This window comes from Granulicella aggregans (assembly GCF_025685565.1).
Taxonomy (GTDB): Bacteria; Acidobacteriota; Terriglobia; order Terriglobales; family Acidobacteriaceae; genus Edaphobacter; species Edaphobacter aggregans_B.
This window is the reverse complement of the sequence record NZ_JAGSYE010000001.1, coordinates 1,717,149-1,735,964: the sequence shown is the minus strand read 5'-3', so window position 1 is coordinate 1,735,964 and position 18,816 is coordinate 1,717,149. Positions and strand designations below refer to the sequence as shown.

At 61.2% G+C, this 18,816-nt stretch carries 15 protein-coding genes; 5 read left to right on the top strand and 10 right to left on the bottom strand.

The window, feature by feature from the left end; translation table 11 throughout:
- The first annotated feature begins 195 nt into the window (after positions 1–195).
- The 3 genes from OHL18_RS06905 (at position 196) to OHL18_RS06895 (ending at position 4,806) form a co-directional block, all read left to right on the top strand.
- A complete protein-coding gene (locus tag OHL18_RS06905; protein WP_263374079.1) occupies positions 196–780 on the top strand; it encodes a YceI family protein in 585 nt (194 codons plus the stop codon).
- 60 nt (positions 781–840) lie between these two features.
- Positions 841–1,263 carry a helix-turn-helix transcriptional regulator gene (locus OHL18_RS06900; RefSeq protein WP_263374078.1) on the top strand — a complete coding sequence of 141 codons (423 nt, stop codon included), beginning with the start codon at positions 841–843 and terminating at the stop codon, positions 1,261–1,263.
- A 186-nt stretch (positions 1,264–1,449) separates the two neighbouring features.
- On the top strand, positions 1,450–4,806 hold the full coding sequence (locus tag OHL18_RS06895; protein ID WP_263374077.1) for a carboxypeptidase-like regulatory domain-containing protein: 3,357 nt from the start codon (positions 1,450–1,452) through the stop codon (positions 4,804–4,806).
- 204 nt (positions 4,807–5,010) lie between these two features.
- Here OHL18_RS06895 and OHL18_RS06890 read toward each other — a convergent pair whose 3' ends face one another.
- The 7 genes from OHL18_RS06890 to OHL18_RS06860 form a co-directional block, all read right to left on the bottom strand.
- The gene (locus OHL18_RS06890) at positions 5,011–5,505 is read right to left on the bottom strand and encodes a chemotaxis protein CheX (RefSeq protein ID WP_263374076.1); all 495 of its coding nucleotides are present in this window, start codon (positions 5,503–5,505) and stop codon (positions 5,011–5,013) included.
- Between the two features lie 9 nt (positions 5,506–5,514).
- Positions 5,515–6,387, bottom strand: a complete 873-nt coding sequence (locus tag OHL18_RS06885) for a CheR family methyltransferase (RefSeq protein WP_263374075.1) — start codon at positions 6,385–6,387, stop codon at positions 5,515–5,517.
- Entirely contained in the window at positions 6,384–7,469 is a 1,086-nt protein-coding gene (locus OHL18_RS06880) for a protein-glutamate methylesterase/protein-glutamine glutaminase (protein ID WP_263374074.1), read from the bottom strand. The genes OHL18_RS06885 and OHL18_RS06880 overlap by 4 nt, the downstream gene beginning before the upstream one ends.
- Before the next feature lie 77 nt (positions 7,470–7,546).
- Entirely contained in the window at positions 7,547–7,927 is a 381-nt protein-coding gene (locus OHL18_RS06875) for a response regulator (protein WP_184214907.1), read from the bottom strand.
- 60 nt (positions 7,928–7,987) lie between these two features.
- Entirely contained in the window at positions 7,988–10,138 is a 2,151-nt protein-coding gene (locus tag OHL18_RS06870) for a methyl-accepting chemotaxis protein (protein WP_263374073.1), read from the bottom strand.
- A gap of 54 nt (positions 10,139–10,192) precedes the next feature.
- On the bottom strand, positions 10,193–10,639 hold the full coding sequence (locus OHL18_RS06865; RefSeq protein ID WP_263374072.1) for a chemotaxis protein CheW: 447 nt from the start codon (positions 10,637–10,639) through the stop codon (positions 10,193–10,195).
- A complete protein-coding gene (locus OHL18_RS06860) occupies positions 10,636–13,425 on the bottom strand; it encodes a hybrid sensor histidine kinase/response regulator (RefSeq protein WP_263374071.1) in 2,790 nt (929 codons plus the stop codon). The genes OHL18_RS06865 and OHL18_RS06860 overlap by 4 nt, the downstream gene beginning before the upstream one ends.
- Positions 13,426–13,615: 190 nt before the next feature.
- On the opposite strand from OHL18_RS06860, the gene OHL18_RS06855 reads away from it, so the two are divergent.
- Complete coding sequence (locus tag OHL18_RS06855) at positions 13,616–14,005, top strand: response regulator (RefSeq protein ID WP_263374070.1); 390 nt, start codon at positions 13,616–13,618, stop codon at positions 14,003–14,005.
- Positions 14,006–14,121: 116 nt separating this feature from the next.
- On the opposite strand, the gene cysS is transcribed toward OHL18_RS06855, so the two are convergent.
- The 3 genes from cysS to tsaD form a co-directional block, all read right to left on the bottom strand.
- A complete protein-coding gene (gene cysS / locus OHL18_RS06850; RefSeq protein ID WP_396274239.1) occupies positions 14,122–15,582 on the bottom strand; it encodes a cysteine--tRNA ligase in 1,461 nt (486 codons plus the stop codon).
- Positions 15,583–15,713: 131 nt separating this feature from the next.
- On the bottom strand, positions 15,714–16,091 hold the full coding sequence (locus tag OHL18_RS06845) for a hypothetical protein (RefSeq protein WP_263374068.1): 378 nt from the start codon (positions 16,089–16,091) through the stop codon (positions 15,714–15,716).
- A 67-nt stretch (positions 16,092–16,158) separates the two neighbouring features.
- Positions 16,159–17,313: a tRNA (adenosine(37)-N6)-threonylcarbamoyltransferase complex transferase subunit TsaD gene (gene tsaD, locus OHL18_RS06840; RefSeq protein ID WP_263374067.1), complete on the bottom strand. Its 1,155-nt coding sequence runs from the start codon at positions 17,311–17,313 to the stop codon at positions 16,159–16,161.
- Positions 17,314–17,363: 50 nt separating this feature from the next.
- On the opposite strand from tsaD, the gene OHL18_RS06835 reads away from it, so the two are divergent.
- The gene (locus tag OHL18_RS06835; protein WP_263374066.1) at positions 17,364–18,791 is read left to right on the top strand and encodes a CCA tRNA nucleotidyltransferase; all 1,428 of its coding nucleotides are present in this window, start codon (positions 17,364–17,366) and stop codon (positions 18,789–18,791) included.
- The last annotated feature ends 25 nt before the right edge of the window (positions 18,792–18,816 follow it).

Sequence of the window (18,816 nt, the reverse complement as noted above, 5' to 3'; positions counted from 1 at the left end):
CCTCACGAATAGCGCGCAGTATAGCAGTGAGCGCAAGCGGCTTTTCGTTTCGAGGTGCTTCAGGCTGGCGGAGGCAGCTCCTCACAGAGCCGCTTGTTGGCCTCACAATGTAGTTAGGTGTGTCGCAACACGCTCACTCTGGCCTGAGACTGCAAGTAACTGCAAGTGACTGCAAGGGATTCGAGGGTGACCAAGATGAAGTCGAGCTTTCCAGCGATGTTTACGGCTGCGGTGCTTCTGTTGAGCGGGCTGGCGCCGTGTCGCGCACTCGCACAGCAGCAGAGGTTCTCGGTGAATCCCGATGCCAGCTCCGTCGCCTTCAAACTTTCCGGGTCTGCACACGATACCGAGGGAACGTTCCATGTAAAGAGCGGAGCGGTCGATTTCGACCGCAGCGCGGCGAAGATCTCGGGCCTGGTTGTCGTCTCCGCTGGCAGCGGCAATACCGGCAACGGCCCTCGTGACGAGAGGATGTGGGGTGAGGTTCTGGAGATCTCGAAGTTTGCCGACATCTCCTTCGCGCCGAAGAGCTACCAGGGGACGATTGCGGCCAGCGGCGATTCCACGATCCAGGTGAGTGGCATCTTCACGGTGCATGGCGACGCGCATGAGTTGACGGTACCCATGCAGATCCATATCGAAGGCGGCCGCTGCACCGCCAAGACCCATTTCGTCGTGCCCTACGTGAAATGGGGCATGAAGGACCCCAGCATCTTCATTCTGAAGGTGGCAAAGGAGGTCGACGTGGACCTGACGCTGACCGGCCAGTTAGCGCAATGATCTTGGGCGCGCGTCGGCGATGCTTTGCGGGTGGGACACGACGCTGGTAGAGTTGCGTGCATGGCGACCCGGACACCGATGCTTACACCTCGCGAAGCGGCACGGATGCTGGGTATCAGCTACCCGACGATCAAGCAGTGGATTCTGAGCGGTAAGTTGTCTACCGTGCAGACGCCGGGAGGGCATCACCGGATCGCCGAGATCGCGCTGCGGCCGCTGCTGGCGAAGGACAGCCTCAAGCCGGAGGCTGAGTCGCGCGCACGGTTTCGCAGGGTGAGCGGAAGGAACCAGATCTGCGGCAAGGTGCTCAGCGTTCGCGTGGAGGGCCTGCTGGCGGAGGTGGTGATCGGCGCTGGGGACAACCAGATCACGGCGATCATCACCGCAAGCGCGGTGCGGGAGCTTCGCCTGAAAAAGGGCGACAGCGCGGCGGCGTTGATCAAGTCAACAGACGTGATGGTGGAGCGGCTGGACGCTGAATAAGAGCTGTAACCCGGTCGGGGAGAGCTGCGTCTCATTCGTTGACTATATGAATCGAAACATATAATTTCGTTAGGAAACCTTACAGGTCAGGTTCCACGGACCAGCATCGGGTAGATGCTGCCTGTTCGTTCCTCTTCCCTTCAAGACCGGTTGCCGCCTGACGCAGCAACTTCAGGAGATCCCTGCGTGAAACTAAGAAACCTCTTCCTCGTCGCCTTTTTGCTGGTCATCGCCTCGTCGCCCACGCTCGCGCAGATCGCAGCCAGGCTGCAAGGGAGAGTTGTCGATCCTTCGGGCGCGGCGGTGCCGAACGCCCAGGTGACTCTGACCCAGGCGGCGACGGGGGTGACCCAGCAGGCGATCAGTTCTTCGGCGGGAGATTACCTGTTCTCGCAACTGGTGCCGGGCGAATATCGGCTGGATGTGGCAGTCTCAGGGTTCGAACATCTGACTCGGAGTGGAATTACCGCAACGGTCGGGCAGACCGTGGACGTTACGCTGACTTTGACGGTGGGTAGCGACCGGCAGAGGGTGAGCGTGACGGCGGACGCTCCGCTGATGCAGGCAGGCGAGAGCGACATTGAGACGCACATCGCTGGGAGTACGGTCGTGGGCCTGCCGCTGAACAGCAGGAACTTCATCAACCTCACAACACTGGCTCCCGGAGTGGCGTTGCCGCCCGGCACGGTGCTGCCGCGCATCAATGGCGGTCGTCCGCGTACGAACGAGTATGTTTACGACGGCATCTCTGCGCTGCAGCCGGAGCCGGGGCAGGTCGCGTTCTTCCCCATCGTCGATGACATTGCGGAGTTCACGGTCGAAGCTGACAACGTGCCTGCGGAGTTTGGCCGGTTCAACGGCGGCGTCGTGAACGTGGCAACGCGGGCGGGCGGGAATGAGTTTCATGGCAGCCTATATGAGTTCTTCCGCAACGAAGACCTCAACTCGCGCAACTACTTTGCGGCCACCGGAGCGAAGCCGGAGTATCGGCGAAACCTTTATGGCGCGACGCTGGGCGGGCCGGTGCTGCGCAATCATCTGTTCTTCTTCGGCGACTACCAGGGCATCAAGCAGTTGATCGGCAAGCCTGCGACTTCGACAGTGCCGACTCTGCTGGAGCGGCAGGGCATCTTTACCGGGGTATCAAAGATCTACAACCCCGCGACGACGCAGACGGTAGACGGCAAGTACATTCGGCAGGAGTTCGCGAACGACGTGATTACAACGCCGTTCGACCCAGTCGCACTGGCGCTGCTGAACCGCTTTCCTGTGCCGACGAAGTCTGGTGCCGCGAACAACTACACGCGGACGGCGAACGATGCCGACCACCAGAACCAGTTCGACTTCCGCATGGATGGAGCCTATAAGACGAAGGACCGTGCGTTTGGGCGTTACTCCTACTACAGCGATGTCGAGCTGCCGATCACCTCGTTGCCGGGCAGCGGAGGTACGGTGCTGAGCGGGATTATTGGAACAGGCAGCGTGGCCGGGCTGTCGAATGTGCTTGGACAGCAGGCGGTCTTTGACGAGACGCATACGTTCAATGCTCACCTGTTGAACGATGTTCATGTGGGCTATACACGGCGCAGTAACGACATCGTTGGGCCGACGCTGGGCGATACGGCGTCAGCTGCGTTGAATATCCCGGGCATCCCAACGAATGCGGCGTTCAACAATGCGCTGCCGCTGTTTACGATTACCGGCTTCCAGCAGATTGGATCGACGGCGAGCACGTTCTCGAAGTACCAGACGGGCGTGTGGCAGTTCGAAGAGACGCTGAATTACACGTTCGGGCGGCACTCCATCAAGGGGGGCGCGGACGTGCGCTTCTACCAGTTGAATGCCGTGGCTCCGCCAAGTCCCACAGGATCGTTTGCGTTCACGACGACGGGAACGGACACGCAGACGGCGGCGTCCACGACGACCATGGGCGGTAACGCGCTGGCAAGCTTTCTACTCGGGCAGGTCGATACGTTCTCGATCGATCTGCAGACATCGATTCTGCGGCCGCGCGACCACATCCAGGAGTACTTCATCCAGGACGACTGGCGCGCGAGCGACAAGCTGACGTTGAACATCGGAGCGCGATGGACGCTGCATTCGCCTTCGACCGAGAAGAACAACCAGGGCGCGGTCTTCAATCTTGCGACGCAGCAGCTGGATTACGCGGGCGTGGATGGCAACTCGAAGAGTGCGCGTGAGCTTCACTGGGACAACGTTGGGCCTCGGCTCGGCTTCACCTATCTGCTGACACCGAAGACCGTAGTGCGGTCGGGCTTCGGCATCGTCTTCATCGATCAGTCGGGTATCACGACACCCTTCACGCTGCCGCAGTTTCCGTTTATCCAGAACGTGCAGCAGAAGACGCAGGACAGCATCAACTCCGCATTCACGCTGGCGAACGGGCCGACTGTAGCGCCGATCACCTTGAACGCAAATGCCGGACTTGGGCAGAGCGTCTACACCGCGAACCGCAAGGCTGGATCGGGATACGTGCAGCAGTGGAACCTCGCGGTGCAGCGACAGGTTACGAATAGTCTTTCCGTAGATGTGGCTTATGTCGGATCGCACATTGTGCATGTTGGCATTCCCGACTCGAACCTGAACCAGTTGACCGCAGCGCAGCTTGCGGTGGGATTGACCGATCCGACAGCGCTGACTGGGAAGGTTACGAATCCTTACTACGGCCAGATTCCCGTCTCCAGCCCGATCGGGACCAAGACGATCGCCGCGGCACAGTTGTTGAAGCCGTATCCGCGCTTCCAGAACGTTGCGACGTATCGCAATAACAGCGGCACAACTAACTACAACGCCTTAGAGGTAAAGGTAGAACAGCGTGTGACGCATGGGCTCTACTTCCTGGCGGCGTACACGCACTCGAAGCTGATCGACGATGCTTCCTCGGTGTTCTCGTCGACCGTGCTGTCGTCGCCGAACTCGAGCAGCCTGATCGCGGCAGACACCTTCCAGCCGCGGCTGGAGCGGGATTCGTCTAATGGCGACATGCCGAATGTGACCTCGCTTGCAGCAACGTATGAGCTGCCGGCGGGACGTGGGCATAGCTTCGCATCGCGCGGCATTGCGAGTGTGATCGCGGGGGGATGGGCCGTGAATGGGATTGCATCGCTGCAGTCCGGTATGCCGGTCACGGTGACGCAGGCGACGAACAATAATGCGTTTGCGGGCTTCTCGCTGCAGCGGCCAAACATCATCGCGAATTCTTCGCTGAGCCCCGGCCGGCGGACGCCCGCGCATTACTTCAACACGGCCGCGTTTGCGACGGCACCGGAGTTCACGCTGGGAAATGCTTCGAGAAATCCGGTGCGCGGGCCGGCGTTCCGCGATCTCGACATGGCGCTGGTGAAGCACACGCGCGTCCTCGAAAAGAATGATGTGGAGTTTCGAGCGGAGTTGTTCAACGTGACCAATACGCCTGCGTTTGCGCAGCCGAATGGCAGCTTTGGGGCGGCGGCGTTTGGAAGTATTACCAGTACGACTACCGAGCAGAGGGTGTTGCAGTTGGCGCTTCGTTTGAGCCGGTAAGAGCCTAAAGCAAATGCGGGGGGTCTCTCCACTACCCCTTCGCTGCGCTCAGGGTCCGGTCGAGATGACGTTTCTTAGTGGTATTGAAAGCGATTCGTGCTTCGCACGAATTCCCATTCATCGCGGTGAGACTGCGATGAATGGGGCACAGCTCCCATATCTAGCGTGTGCCCCATATCTCAAAGGCGAGATGTGGAGCAGCCGCTAGGCCGCGTCGGGAAGGGTGTCGAGGAGCACTATCCTGAAGGGGCCGAACTGCGAGTTGAAGTTGAGGCAGCTTAGCTGTGGCTCGGGCTCATGGTGGTGGAGCTTGTCCGCAGGCTGGGGGAAGACCAACGGCGTGTTGATGCGTGTGCCCGCCGGCAGCAGGCCTTTGAGGTTGCCGCCGATGGTGTTGATGAGTTCGCCGATGGCGTCGCGGACGTCTTCGTTGAAGGCCTGCGGCAACTCGGCTCCGGTCATGCGCTCGGTGAAGGCGAAGGCGATGGAGGGGCTGCACTCGATGCGAATGCTGCCCTCGGACTCGCCCATGTAGCAGATGGTGGCGCGGATGTCGGCGATCTCGTTGGGATCGAGGACCACCAGTTCGGGGGCTGGCGGAACAGGGAAGACTTCGATGTCGGCCAGAACCGTGAAGGCCTGCTGCGCGACCGTGATCTGAACGTCGATGTTTTCGGGAGTGAGGAGTTCGGCAAGCATGGGTTTGTCCTATCGAACGGCGTAGAAGGTGGAGTGACCGAAGACCTTGCGCTCGTACTTGTGATCGACGCTGATGAGCGTCTCGGCACAGCCGAGGACAAGCATGCCTCCAGGCAGGATCGTCTTGTGGATGGAGGCGATGATCTGTTCCTTGGTCGCGGCGTCGAAGTAGATAAGCACGTTCCGGCAAAGAACAAGGTCGAATTTCCCGAGTGCGGCGAAGCTTCCCCTAAGGTCCAACTTTTGGAAGTGGACCATGTTGCGGACCTCAGGCTTGATCTGCCAGTCGAGGCCGACCTTGGTGAAGTACTTCATCAAGAGAAGAATGGGCATGCCGCGGCCCACTTCAAACTGAACATACTTGCCTGTTGCCGCGCGCTCGACGACCTGTTCGCAGAGGTCGGTGCCGATGATCTCCACTCGGCCGGGATCGATGCGTGCTTCGAGCAGCGTAATGGCGAGACTGTAGGCCTCCTGCCCGGTGGAGGACGCAGCCGACCAGATGCGAAGCTTGCGTGAACCAGCAGCGGCGATCAGCTCCGGAAGAACTTGTGTCTTCATGACCTCGAAGATGGCTGTATCGCGGAAGAAGAGCGTCTCGTTGGTGGTCATCGCATCGATGACTCGCGTGGCGAGCGCGGGCGAGCGGCCTGTTGCGACCAGGTCGCAGAGTGCATCGATGGAGGCTAGACCTTCGCGCACGACGATAGGACGAAGGCGGCTCTCGAAGAGATACTGCTTGTCCTCGTCGAGCACGATGCCGGACTCGCGATAGATGTAGGTCTGCAGGAAGGTGTAGTTGCGCGGCGAGATCAGCGGCGCGGCGCTGGCCGACTGGGAGCCAGGGTATTCGAGGCGCGATATGGGGTTTGGATTCGTCATCGGTATCGAATGCTCTTGAGGATCTCGGGAACAATTCTGTCGAGGGGAAGAACGTAGTCGGCGGCCTTGGCGGCGACTACGGCACCGGGCATGCCCCAGACGACGCTGGTGGCCTCGTCTTGCGCGAGGATGACGGCACCCCTGGCCTTCAGTGCCTGCACGCCGAGCAGACCGTCCTGGCCCATGCCGGTGAGGATCGCGGCGATGGCGCGGCCTCCCAGAACTTCAACGACGGAGCGGAAGAGGACATCGACAGCGGGGCGGCAGGAGTTTTCCTTGGGGCCTTCGTCGAGGGTCACGATGAGCTCGCGGCCTTGCCGCGCGACACGCATGTGATAGCCGCCGGGAGCGATGACGGCCTGACCGGGCATCAGCATCATGCCTTCCTTGCCTTCGACGACAGGGATGGAGCCGACGCTGTGCAGCCGGTCGGCTAGCATCTGCGTGAACATCGCCGGCATGTGCTGCACGAGCACGATGGGCAGAGGGAAGTTCTTCGGAAATTGTCCCCAAATGTCGTAGAGCGCGCTGGGGCCACCGGTGGAGACGCCGATGCAGCAGATCTCCGCCGGAGGATGCGAGAGAGCTGGCGCGGAGGAGGTAGCGTTGGCGCGGGCGACGCTTGCCGCGAGCTTGTTGGAGTTCAACTTCGGGAAGAGTTGTTTGACCTTGGAGAGGAGCTGCACGGCAAGCTGCTCGTAGGCCGACTCCGTGCCCTGCGTGGGCTTAGTGACGTAGTCGCTTGCGCCATGCATCAGGGCGTCGAGTGTGGTGCTTGTGCCGCGCTCCGTGAGGCTGCTGAGCATGATGACGCGCACGGAGGGATAGGTCTTCGAGATCTCGCGAAGCGTCTGGAGGCCGTCCATCTCGGGCATCTCTACGTCTAGCGTGACGACATCCGGCTTCATCTCGCCGAGCTTGCTTAGCGCGTCGATGCCGTTGCGCGCGGTGCCGGTGAGGACGATCTCGGGGTCGCTTTCGAAGATGCGCGAGACCATCCGGCGGATGAGGCTGGAGTCGTCGACGACGAGGACGCGGATCTTGGTCGCCTGGGAGTGGCTGCTTTCGAGAAGCATCGTCATGAAGGCTGCAGTTCCTTTCTGCCAGCGGCTGTCTTGCCAGTCTCTGGCGGAGTGTTGGTTCGAAGCGTTGGAGAGATTCATTCGTAAGGAACGAGACCGAGGGTCTGTAGCTTTTCAAGAACCATGACGTCGGTGAACGGTTTCATAACGTATTCGTTGGCCCCGAGCGCGAGAGCTGATGTGATGAAGTCGATCTGCGTCTCGGTGGTGACCATCATGATGGGGATGTCGTCAAAGCGCGGCTGCTCGCGCATCTCGCTCAGCAGTTCGAGACCGTTCATCACGGGCATGTTGTAGTCGACGCAGAGCAGATCGAAGTCTCCGTGGTGTTGTTCGAGCACGACCAGCGCCTCCGATCCGTCACCGGCCTGCGCGACCTCGAAGCCGTAGCGGACGAGGATGCGCGAGAGCATGGTGCGGATGGCCCTTGAATCGTCGACGACGAGTGCCTTCTTCATGGCGGTTCCCTTCGGTTGGCGACCCTCCCGCGCGGTGCGAGAGGGCGAAGTGTCTGTTGGTTATGCGGCGATGCGGAAGCGCTGTACGAGCACCTGAAGCTGGTTGGCCATCTCGGTGAGTTCCTTGGCGGCGGTCTCGGTGTCGCGCGCCCCGGCAGTGGTAGACTCCGCCGACTCCGCCACCAGGGTGATGTTGCGGGCGATGTCGCCGGTGCCTCTCGCAGCATCGGTCACGTTGCGGCCAATCTCATTGGTGGTCGCGGTCTGCTCTTCGACCGCCGAAGCGATGGTTCCTGAGATATCGTTGACCTCGTTGATGATGGAGCTTACGTCTCCGATGGCCTTGACCGCAGCCTTGGTGTCGTTCTGGATGGCTTCGATCTTCAGGCTGATCTCGCCGGTGGCGCGGGCAGTCTCTTTCGCGAGTTCTTTGACCTCGTTGGCGACAACCGCGAAGCCCTTGCCTGCTTCACCTGCGCGGGCCGCTTCGATAGTCGCGTTGAGGGCGAGCAGATTGGTCTGCTGAGCGATTGACGTGATGACTTTGATGACCTTGCCGATCTCCTGGCTGGAGACGCCGAGTTTGCCGATGGTCTGGGTCGTCTCGTCGGCCATGCTCACTGCGGTGCGGGCGATGCGCGATGCACCCGAAGCGCTCTTCGAGATCTCGCGGATGGATGCGAGCATCTCTTCCGAGCTTGCCGCGACGATGGAGACGTTGGCGGAGACCTGTTCGCTGTTTTGCGATACGGTCTTGGCTTTCTGCAAGGAGCCATCGGAGTTGGTGAGCACCTGCTGGCTGATCTTGAGCAGCTGCGACGACGCTGCGGAGAGAGCTCCGGCAGTCTGCCCGATGCCGGAGATGCTGGAGCGGAGATCGGTGATGAGCTTCGTGAGGCCGGCAGCGAGTTGGCCGATGGAGTCTTCACCAGTGACCGTGACGGTTTGCGTAAGGTCGCCATTGGCAGTCGCGGCGACAACGGCGAGCAGAGAGTCGACCTTGTGGCGGAGCTCGGCGGTGGCGGCCTTTTCGCGAGTCTCAGCGGCCTCCGCGTCGGCCTTCGCACGCACCTGCGCGGTGATATCGGTGGCTAGCTTGGTGACGCGGTCTACCTTGCCATTGATGTCGAAGAGCGGACTGTAGGTGGCCTCGATCCAGACATCCTTGCCATTCTTGTCGATGCGTCTGAACTCGCTGGTCTGGAACTTGCCGCGGTTCAGGTCTTCCCAGAACTGGACATACTCGCGGCTGGCTGCGTATGCGGGATCGACGAAGATGCGGTGGTGCTTGCCCTTGATCTCTGGCAACGTGTAGCCCATCACGTGGCAGAAGTTGTCGTTGGCGTCGAGGATGATGCCTTCATTGGTGAACTCGATCATCGCCTTGGTGTGCTTGGTCTCTTCCAACTGGCGATTGCGGTTCTCTTCGTCGACGATGCGCTGGGTGATCTCGCTGGTGATGGAGATGATCTTGACCACACCGCCTTTATCGTCCAGCACTGGCGCGAAGGTGCCACCGATCCAGATGACGCGGCCGTCCTTCGACTTGCGCTTGAAGGCCTGGTTCTTGTGCCGCCCCGAGAGGACGATGCCCCACAGTTCGCTGAATTCTTCCTGGCTGGTGGCATCGGAGAAGTTGAGCCGTGAGATGTTCTGTCCGACGATCTCGGAGGCGTCGTATCCGAAGGCCTTTGTAAAGTTTTCATTCACGGTGAGGATGATTCCTTCCGGGCTGTACTCGGCGAACATATTCATGCGATTCACGGTAGCGAGAATCGCGCGCGAGTCCTGCCGCTCCAACTCCACCTTCGTGATGTCATGGGCGAACATGACGACACGGTTGCCCTTGCCGTCCGAACTCGGGATGGCATTGAACGAGCCTTCGAACCAGATGGGATCGCCATCGGCAGAGAGCATCCTATAAGTACCGCTGTGAAACTTGCCCTGGCGGAGATCGTCCCACAGCTGCCGGTTCTCGGGTGAGCGTTGGTCCGCTGAGCGAAGAAGCGAACTGTGCAGCGTGCCTACAAGCGCATTCGCAGTAGAACCCACCAGCCTCGCGAAGACATCGTTCGTGAAGAGAATCTTTCCGTCGAGATCGAGTTCGACCACAGCCTGGGTACGAGCGACGGCGGCGAGCCGGCGAACGAGGTCAATCGGGTCCGCTACCTGCTGTGCTTCTTCGTGTACATTTTCGAGATTCGTTTCCATGATGACCTGGTCCTCTCCGTGTTTTGAAACTGAGTTGGAAATCTAGATTTGGCTTCAACTGCAGGCGTTCTCAAAGACGTTGTTGGTATCGAGGACGAGCATGAGTTCGTCCTTGGCGCGGAAGACGCATTCGATCATCTGGCGCTGCTCGTAGGGCATGTTCTCCGGAACGGGAGCGCGCGCGGAGAGGGGAAGATCGATGACGTCGCAGACCTCGTCGACGAGCAGGCTGATGACGGAGTCGCCGGAGCGAATGGCGATATTCACGCGCGTGTCTTCGCCTTCGGCGGGCGGAAGGCCGAGGCTTCGGCGAGTGTCGATGGCGATGACGATCTGTCCGCGCAGGTTGATGAGGCCTTCGATGGCCCTCGGCGCGAGCGGCACGGGACTCATCTCCTGGCGGCGGATAAGCTCCTGGACTTTCAGCACCTCAACACCGAGGAACAAATCTGCAACGCGAAAGGTTGCATATTGGCGGGAGTCTTCAGTCGATGGGGTCATGCCGCCTCCTCGTACATAGCCTGGTGATAGTGCCCGCTGGGACGGACGAGGGCGGAGATGGATGCAATGAGTTCGTCGCGGTTCGAGCGCATGATGCGGGCGTCGTAGGAGAGGCCGTCGGGGACGTATGCGTCCAACTGCTCGGGGTGATCGACGAGGCCGAGGATAGGCGTGCGGTCGAACTGCTTGTCGCGGCGAAGGGCCTTGAGCGTATCGAAGCCGGAACGGCCTTCCGGTACCGCAGCGATGACGATGTCGAATCGCGACTGGCGAATGCGTGGCATGGCATCCCCGACGGAGTTGGCAGAGGTGACATCGAAGCCCGAAGCACCAAGGTACTCGGCGATCATCTCGCGGGCAGGCAGGCAGGAGTCGAGCAGAAGGATGGTGTGGCCCTGCGAGCCGATGTCGTCGGAGTTGAGCCAGTTCCCTCCCCCGGCGCTGACGACGGCGTGTAGGTCGAGGAGGTCGGTGATCTTGCCGCCAATGACCGCGGAGCCGAGCAGCCCCGGAGCCGCAGCGCCGCGGCGGACGGTGACGGCTTCGTCGACGATGTCGACGATCTGGTCGACGATGACGCCGATGCGGCGAGCGCCGTCGGTGAAGACGATAAGCTGAATGATCTCTTCCGCGAAGGCGTCGTGGCCGGAGCCGGGCTCGAGCACGGAGGCGAGATCCACGAGCGGGAGGATGTCGCCGCGATAGTGCAGCACGGCGTGGCCGGCGGCGCGCTCGACCGTGTTGGTGGGAATCTTCTCCAGGCGGGCGACGAGCGGCAGGGGGACAGCGATGCGATGGAAGTTTCCGGCACGGAAGAGCAGCAGCATCTTGGTAGGCAGCGCGGCCTGCTGCGGACCGGATCGCGAGGAATCGACAGTGGCTGAGGAGTTGCGGCCTTGAAGGTTTGCGAGGCGTGCGAGGCCGGCGACATCGAGGATGAGGGCGGGCAGGCCGTCGCCCATGATGGTGCCGCCGAGGTAGCAGTCGAGGCCCTTCAACTGGCGACCGAGTGGCTTGACGACGATCTCCTGCGTGTCGTGGATCGCATCGACGACGAGGCCGAGGCTGCGATTCTCCGCTTGCAGGACGACGATGCTGACGGCCTCTGGGTCGCCCTCGGGCATGGCCTTTCCAAGGATCCGGCGGAGATAGACGAGCGGAAGTAGCTGGCCGCGATAGTGGAAGATCGGGGTGCCGTGCAGGCTCTTGATGCGCTCTTCGATCTTGGGGCCTTCGACGCGGACGAGTTCGAGGAGGTTCGCCTGCGGGACGACGAAGCGTTCGTCGCGGGCGATACTGCCGTGTTGGCCAGCGGGCTTCGGCGTGAGCGAGACGATGAGGCCGGGGATGATCGCGAGCGTAAGCGGGATACGGATGCGGATGGTGGTGCCGTAGGGCTTGCCTTCGAGGATCTCAACGTTGCCGCCGATCTTCTCGATGTTGGTCTTGACCACATCCATGCCGACGCCTCGACCGGAGATGCTGGTCACCTTCTCGGCGGTCGAGAAGCCGGGGGCGAAGATCAGCTCGCGGGCGGACTGGTCGTTCATCTGCGCGGCCTGCTCTTCGGTGATGAGGCCCTTCTCGATGGCCTTGGTACGCATCTTGTTGGGGTCGATGCCTGCGCCGTCGTCGGTGATCTCGATGTTGACGACGCCGCCTTCGTGGAAGGCGCGCAGCAGCAGGCGGCCTTCGGGATCCTTGCCCTTGGCGGTGCGCGTCGCGGGGTTCTCTACGCCGTGATCGCAGGAGTTACGGACGATGTGCGTAAGCGGGTCCTTGATGGCCTCGATGATGGTCTTGTCGAGTTCGGTGTCAGCACCGATCATCTCGATCGAGATCTGCTTACCGACCTGAGAGGCGAGATCGCGCACGACGCGCGGCAGCTTGTTCCAGACGACGCCGATGGGCTGCATGCGCGTCTTCATCACGCCTTCCTGCAGCTCGCTGGTGATGAGGTTCAGGCGCTGCGTGGTCTTCTGGAGCGAGGAGCTTTGCGTGCTGGAGTTCTGGAGGAGTTGGTTGCGGGCGAGGACGAGCTCGCCGACGAGGTTCATCAGCTTGTCGAGCAGGCCGACATCGACGCGGATGGTGGAGTCGGTAGAAGCGGCGGGGGCCTTGGCAGGAGCAGCAGGCGCGGCTGGTGCTGGAGGAGGCGCTGGCGTTGGAGGCGGTGCCGCAGCGACTGGAGCTGGTGGGGGCGGTGGCGGTGGAGCAGGCTGCACGAGCGGAGGAGGCGGTGCGGCTACCGGAGCTGGCGCGGGCGGTGAGGCTACGACAACAGGAGCGGGTGCTGCGGCAACTGCAACCGGGGCCACCATCGGAGCGGGTGGCGCAGGCACAGGTGGTGGTGCGGCAGGGGCAGCTTGCGCCGCTTCGGAGCCGCAGGCGTCGTGGCACTTTTCCAGGCGGCCGATGAGTTCAGCGCAATCGACATCACCTTCGACGCCGGTCTGCTCGATGTTCACCAGCAGAATCTTGATCTTGTCGACCGCTTCGAGGATGAGGGAGATGACGTCGGGTGTGAGCGTGCGCTGGCCCGCACGGGCCTGGGCGAGGATGTTCTCGGTAATGTGTGCGGTGGCGCTGAGCAGGTCGAAGCCAAAGAAGCCGCACGTTCCCTTGATGGTATGGATCGTGCGAAAGACGCTGGAGATCAGCGCGTTGTTCTCGGGCGTCTTTTCGAGTTTGACGATCTCGTCATCGAGCGTGGCGAGGTTTTCGTTGCTCTCGATGAGGAATTGGCGAATGTCTTCGTCCCGCTCCTCTTGTTCGTTCACATCCATACCGGGCAGACCTCTTCTCACATGCCTTTATCGGACAGGAACGAAAGAGGATTACCGGCACAGTGCAGAAAAATGGAACACCTTCGAGCTAGTGGTGTCCTGTTTCGCTTCATCGGAAGTTTCCTCGCGGCACCCTCAACCCCAGGCCCGCGCTGCCGATGAACTGCGGAGAAGGACGGGGGTTTGCTCGATGCGTGCGTTGATAATCGATGATTCACTTTTGTTGCGGAAGATGGTGCAGAAGGCGGTGAACACCGCGATTCCCGCGATCAACCAGTTTGAATATGCCGGAGATGGACAGGAAGCAGTGCAGGTACTGCGCTCCGCGTTGCGCAGCAAGCAGACGTACGATCTGATTGTGACCGATACGAACATGCCGAAGATGAGCGGCCTGGAGTTCATGGAGCGGATACAGAAGGAAAAGCTCTGCCCGGGCACGCACATCATCATGATCACGACGGAGAACAGCCCGGAGCATGTGGCTCGAGCGAAGGCGGCTGGGTCGAAGGGGAACATCTCCAAGCCGTTTACAGCGGAGCAGGTACGGGCGGTGCTGGGGCCTTTGTTTCCCGGTAAGTAAGGTTCGTAGCAGAGTCAAGAAGCAGATCCTCCGAGCCGGCGCATCACGATGAAGCTGTGATCCGCAGGCTCGAAGGATGACAAGTCAATGGGTGAAAGATGGGCCTGATGAGAGCGCTATTTGCGTTTCCAGCGGACGCCGTCTTTGCCGTCTTCGAGCAGAATCCCTTTTGCGAGCAGGTCGTTGCGAATCGCATCGGCGCGGGCGAAGTTGCGTGACTTCTTGGCCTGGGTGCGTTCGGCTACGAGAGCATCGATGTCGGCGTCGCTGAACGCCAGCGTCTCGACGAGATTTGCGGCGACCTCATCCATGCGATCTTCGCGCTCGGCCCAGGCGATCGCTTCGCGGGTGATGGCGGCGTCGTTGTCGGTGAGGACAGCGAAGACGCCGTCGAAGAGCGTCAACACGGAGATGATTTCGGTTACGTTTTCAGATTGCAGCGTACCGGCGTCGGCGGCGGAGTTCGCGGCTCGGACAAGATCGAAGATGGCGGCGCGGGCTTCGGCGGTGTTCAGGTCGTTGGCCAGCGAGGCGGTATAAACGGCGCGGGCCTTCGCCGTGGCTGTGGCGATCTCGGGGTTCAGTCCGGCGGCGAATCCGCCCTTCAACATACGCTGGTGAAAGGTGCGCAGACGATCGATCGCGTTGGTCGATTCGATCAGGCCGTCGAAGGTGAAGTTGAGCTGGTGACGGTACGGGACGGAGATCAGGAGGAAACGGATCGCGGAGGCGCGGTAGCCCTTCAGCAGCAGGTCGCGGAGGGTGAAGAAGTTGTTGTCGGACTTCGACATCTTCCGGCCTTCGACGAGCAGGAAGCGGACGTGCATCCAGTGCCGCGCAAAGGTGTGGCCGGTGGCGGATTCGGACTGGGCGATCTCGTTCTCGTGGTGCGGGAACATGAGGTCTTCGCCGCCGGCGTGTAGGTCGAAGCTTTCGCCAAGATACTTGGTGGCCATGGCGGAGCACTCGATGTGCCAGCCGGGACGGCCGGGGCCAAGCGAGGTCTCCCAGTGGCGCTCGGCTTCACCAGACGACGTAGGCTTGACGGCCTTCCAGAGGGCGAAGTCGCGGGCGGCGTCCTTTTCGTGCTCGTCATTATCGACGCGGGCACCGTCTTCGAGGCCTTCGAGATCCTTCTTCGCGAGCTTGCCGTACTCGGGGAAGTTGGCGATGCGGAAGTACCAGCTTCCGTCTTCGATCTGGTAGGCGGTGTCTTTTTCGGCGAGCTTCTGGATCAGGGCGACCATCTCGGGGATGGAGTCGGTCGCACGCGGCAGGTGCTCCGGCTTCTCGATGCCGAGCCACTCCATGTCTTCGAAGAATGCCCGCTCGAACTTGGCAGAATAATCTTCGATGGACTTGCCGGCGGCGGCGGCGTTACGGATGATCTTGTCGTCCACGTCGGTGATGTTCATGACGTGCTGCACGGGCACGCCCTGCTGCTTTAGGAATCGACGTAAAACGTCGACATGCAGGAAAGTCCGGAAGTTGCCGATGTGACCGTAGTCGTAGACGGTGGGGCCGCAGGCGTACATGCGGAACGCCGGGGCGCCGACGGGAGCGAGGGGTTCAACCATGCCGCTAAGCGTGTTGAAGAGCTGCAGTTGCGATTCTGATTCCGAAGACACGCGCAAAGAGTACCCGCTGCCGGGCGCTGGCGCCGTGCAGTCCGCTTTCTAAAATAGTCCCTTTTGATTCTAGTCGATGGCTATATGGCCCGGCGGCGAAACCGCTTGATTGAGTGAGCGGCCAGATAGGAGGCGCAATAAGGAGTCGCTAGAAGAACGAGCAGAGCGACTGCCGAACGCCAGGTGATGGAATAAACCAGTGGCTCATCCTCATGCTCCCAAAACATGGGGAAGTTGGAACGGAGCAGCCAGAAAGCGCTGCCCATACACAAAATTGAAGTCACGATGAAGCGCGGCACCAGATCGCGCGGAAATGAGAGGGTTGAGATCCACTGGAGAGTCGGGAAGAAGAGAAAGAACGCGAAGGCGGTTGAGGGGGCTGTGTTGAAGTGCAACATCAGCGCGAAGGCTAACGCCAATCCGATCCCTCCCACTGCCACGCCAAACAAGATCTGCAAGATGGTCTTCAGGTTGGAGCTCCTTGTACCGGCACTTTGCTTGCTGAAATACTAACCGCTCTCGGGCTCAGCCTAATTTTAGCTGTGGGGTGGCGACGAGTGTGTCGTCCGAAGTTCTGCCAGCGAGGAACTTCGGCCACGCGGCGGCGGCGATCATGGCGGCGTTGTCGGTTGAGAGGGCGAGGGACGGGAAGGCGACGGTGAGCCTGCGGCGTTCGGCCTCGGCGGTAAAGCGCTCGCGGAGTTCGCGGTTGGCAGCGACGCCGCCCGAGACGACGATGTGCTTCGCGCCAAAGGCCTCGGCGGCGGCGAAGGTTTGGCGCATCAGATTGCCGACGACGGCGTACTGGAAGGACGCGATCAGGTCGAGCGTCTGCCGATCGCAGAGGCTGGCTGCTTCAGAAGGTTTGATCCCCGGATTCTCTGCCAAAGCAGCGCGGCGAGCCTCGATGGAGGGCTTCATGGCGTGGGTTTCGACGTAGCGGAGGACGGCGGTCTTGATGCCGCTGAAGGAGAAGTCGAAGACCGGGCCGGAGCGCTCGGCGATGGCCTTCTTGTTCGGCGTAACGGCACTGGGCCGCGGCGTGATCTGCCCGAAGTTGAAGGTGACGGCGCGGGGGTTGCCGTGTGCGGCGAGCGCGTCCATCCAGGGGCCGCCGGGGTATCCGAGGCCGAGGAGCTTCGCGACCTTGTCGTAGGCCTCGCCGGCTGCGTCGTCGACAGTGCGACCGACGTTGCGATAGCTCCAGCTCTGTTCGTCATGCGACGCGAGATAGAGATGCGTGTGGCCACCGGAGACGACGAGCGCGAGCAGGGGCAGTTCTCCCTTCTCTCTTCTTCCCGCTCCCTGCATCACCACGGCATGGATGTGCCCCTCAAGGTGATTGACGCCGATCAGCGGCTTGTCCAGGCCAAAGGCGAGCGACTTCGCAAACGTGATGCCGACAAGGAGAGCCCCGGGGAGACCCGGGCCCTCGGTGACCGCGATCGCGTCGAGATCGCGGTAGGTGACGTTGGCCTCCTGCATCGCCTGGCGGACGACGGGGAGGATGTTGCGCAGGTGTTCGCGGGAGGCGAGCTCGGGGACGACGCCGCCGTAGTTGCCATGGAGTTCGACCTGGGAGGCGACTATGTTCGATAGAACACGCTGTCCGTCGCGGACAACTGCCGCCGCCGTCTCATCGCAGGAGCTTTCGATGCCGAGGATTAACCCAGTTCCCATGGAAGCTGTTCCGCCGCTTTCCCGCATCTAACCATCATAAGAGGAAGTTGATGGCACCCGATCCAAAAGCATTTTGTAGAGGCCCTGAGTACAGGGCAGCCCTTTCCGTCGCCGGAACAATTCGTAGTGCCGGTCACCAGGCCTACTTCGCGGGCGGCTGCGTCCGCGACCTTCTGTTAGGCCGCATACCGAAGGACTTCGATGTGGCGACGAGCGCGACGCCGGATGAGGTAATGGCCCTTTTTCCGAAGACGAAGTCCGTCGGCGCTCACTTCGGCGTGGTCCTGGCGAATGCAGAAGCTGGGGAAGACGCTCTCGATATTGAAATTGCTACGTTCCGAAACGACGGCATCTACACCGATGGCCGACGGCCCGACGCGGTGCGGTTCTCGACCGACCCGAAGGAAGATGTCGTCCGGCGCGATTTCACGATCAACGGCATGTTGCTTGATCCCATCTCGTTCGACGAGACTGGCGATCTGGATGCGTCGGTGCTGGACTTTGTGGGTGGCCGTGCGGACCTCAATGCGAAGACTGTGCGGGCGATTGGAGATCCCGCGACCCGCTTCGCCGAAGACAAGCTGCGCATGCTGCGGGCGGTGCGATTTGCTGCGCGGCTGGAGTTTGAGATCGACCCTCCAACCTTGGCGGCGATCCGTGCCCAGGCGGCGAGCATAAGCAAGGTGAGCATCGAGAGGATCGCGGCGGAACTGACGATGATGTTGACCGAAGGCCATGCTCGCCGGGCGTTTGAGTTGCTGGATGAGTGCGGATTGTTGGCCTACGTTCTTCCGGAGGCTACTAAGCTGAAGGGTGTCGAACAGCCTCCGCAATATCACCCCGAGGGCGATGTCTGGGTGCATACGCTGCTGTTGCTGGAGAAGCTGCCTGCGGGAGTTTCGCCGACGCTGGCCTGGGGCGCACTGCTGCACGACATCGGCAAGCCGGCCACGTTTACCGCGCCGAAGCCCGGCGTCGCGGGCGACCGGATACGTTTCAACGGCCATGTTGAGGTAGGCGTTCGCATGGCCGAAGTCATCCTGCATCGGCTGCGCTTTTCGAACGAGGACGCCGAGCAGATCGTCGCGCTGGTGAAAAATCACATGCGTTTTGGTGACATTCTGAATATGCGGCAGGCGACGCTGAAACGCTTTTTGCGGATGCCAAAATTTGAAGAGCATCTTGAACTACACCGCATGGATGTCTTATCTTCAAACGGCAATCTGGAGTTGTATGAGTTCGCCAAACAGCACTTTCACGACGACCCGGAGGAGGCCGCCCGGCCCAAGCCGTTTGTCAGCGGGCGCGATCTGATCGTGGCTGGATACCGGCCCGGAGTGCAGTTCAAGGAGATGCTGGAGTTTGCCGAGGATGCGCAACTGGACGGCCTCGTGAGCACCCGCGCGGAGGCGCTTGCCATCTTAAAGGAGCGGTTTGGGGCTCCGCCGCAGGCATTTACGACACTCACTTCAGCGTGACAACGTTCTATCCTGCAACCTCTGC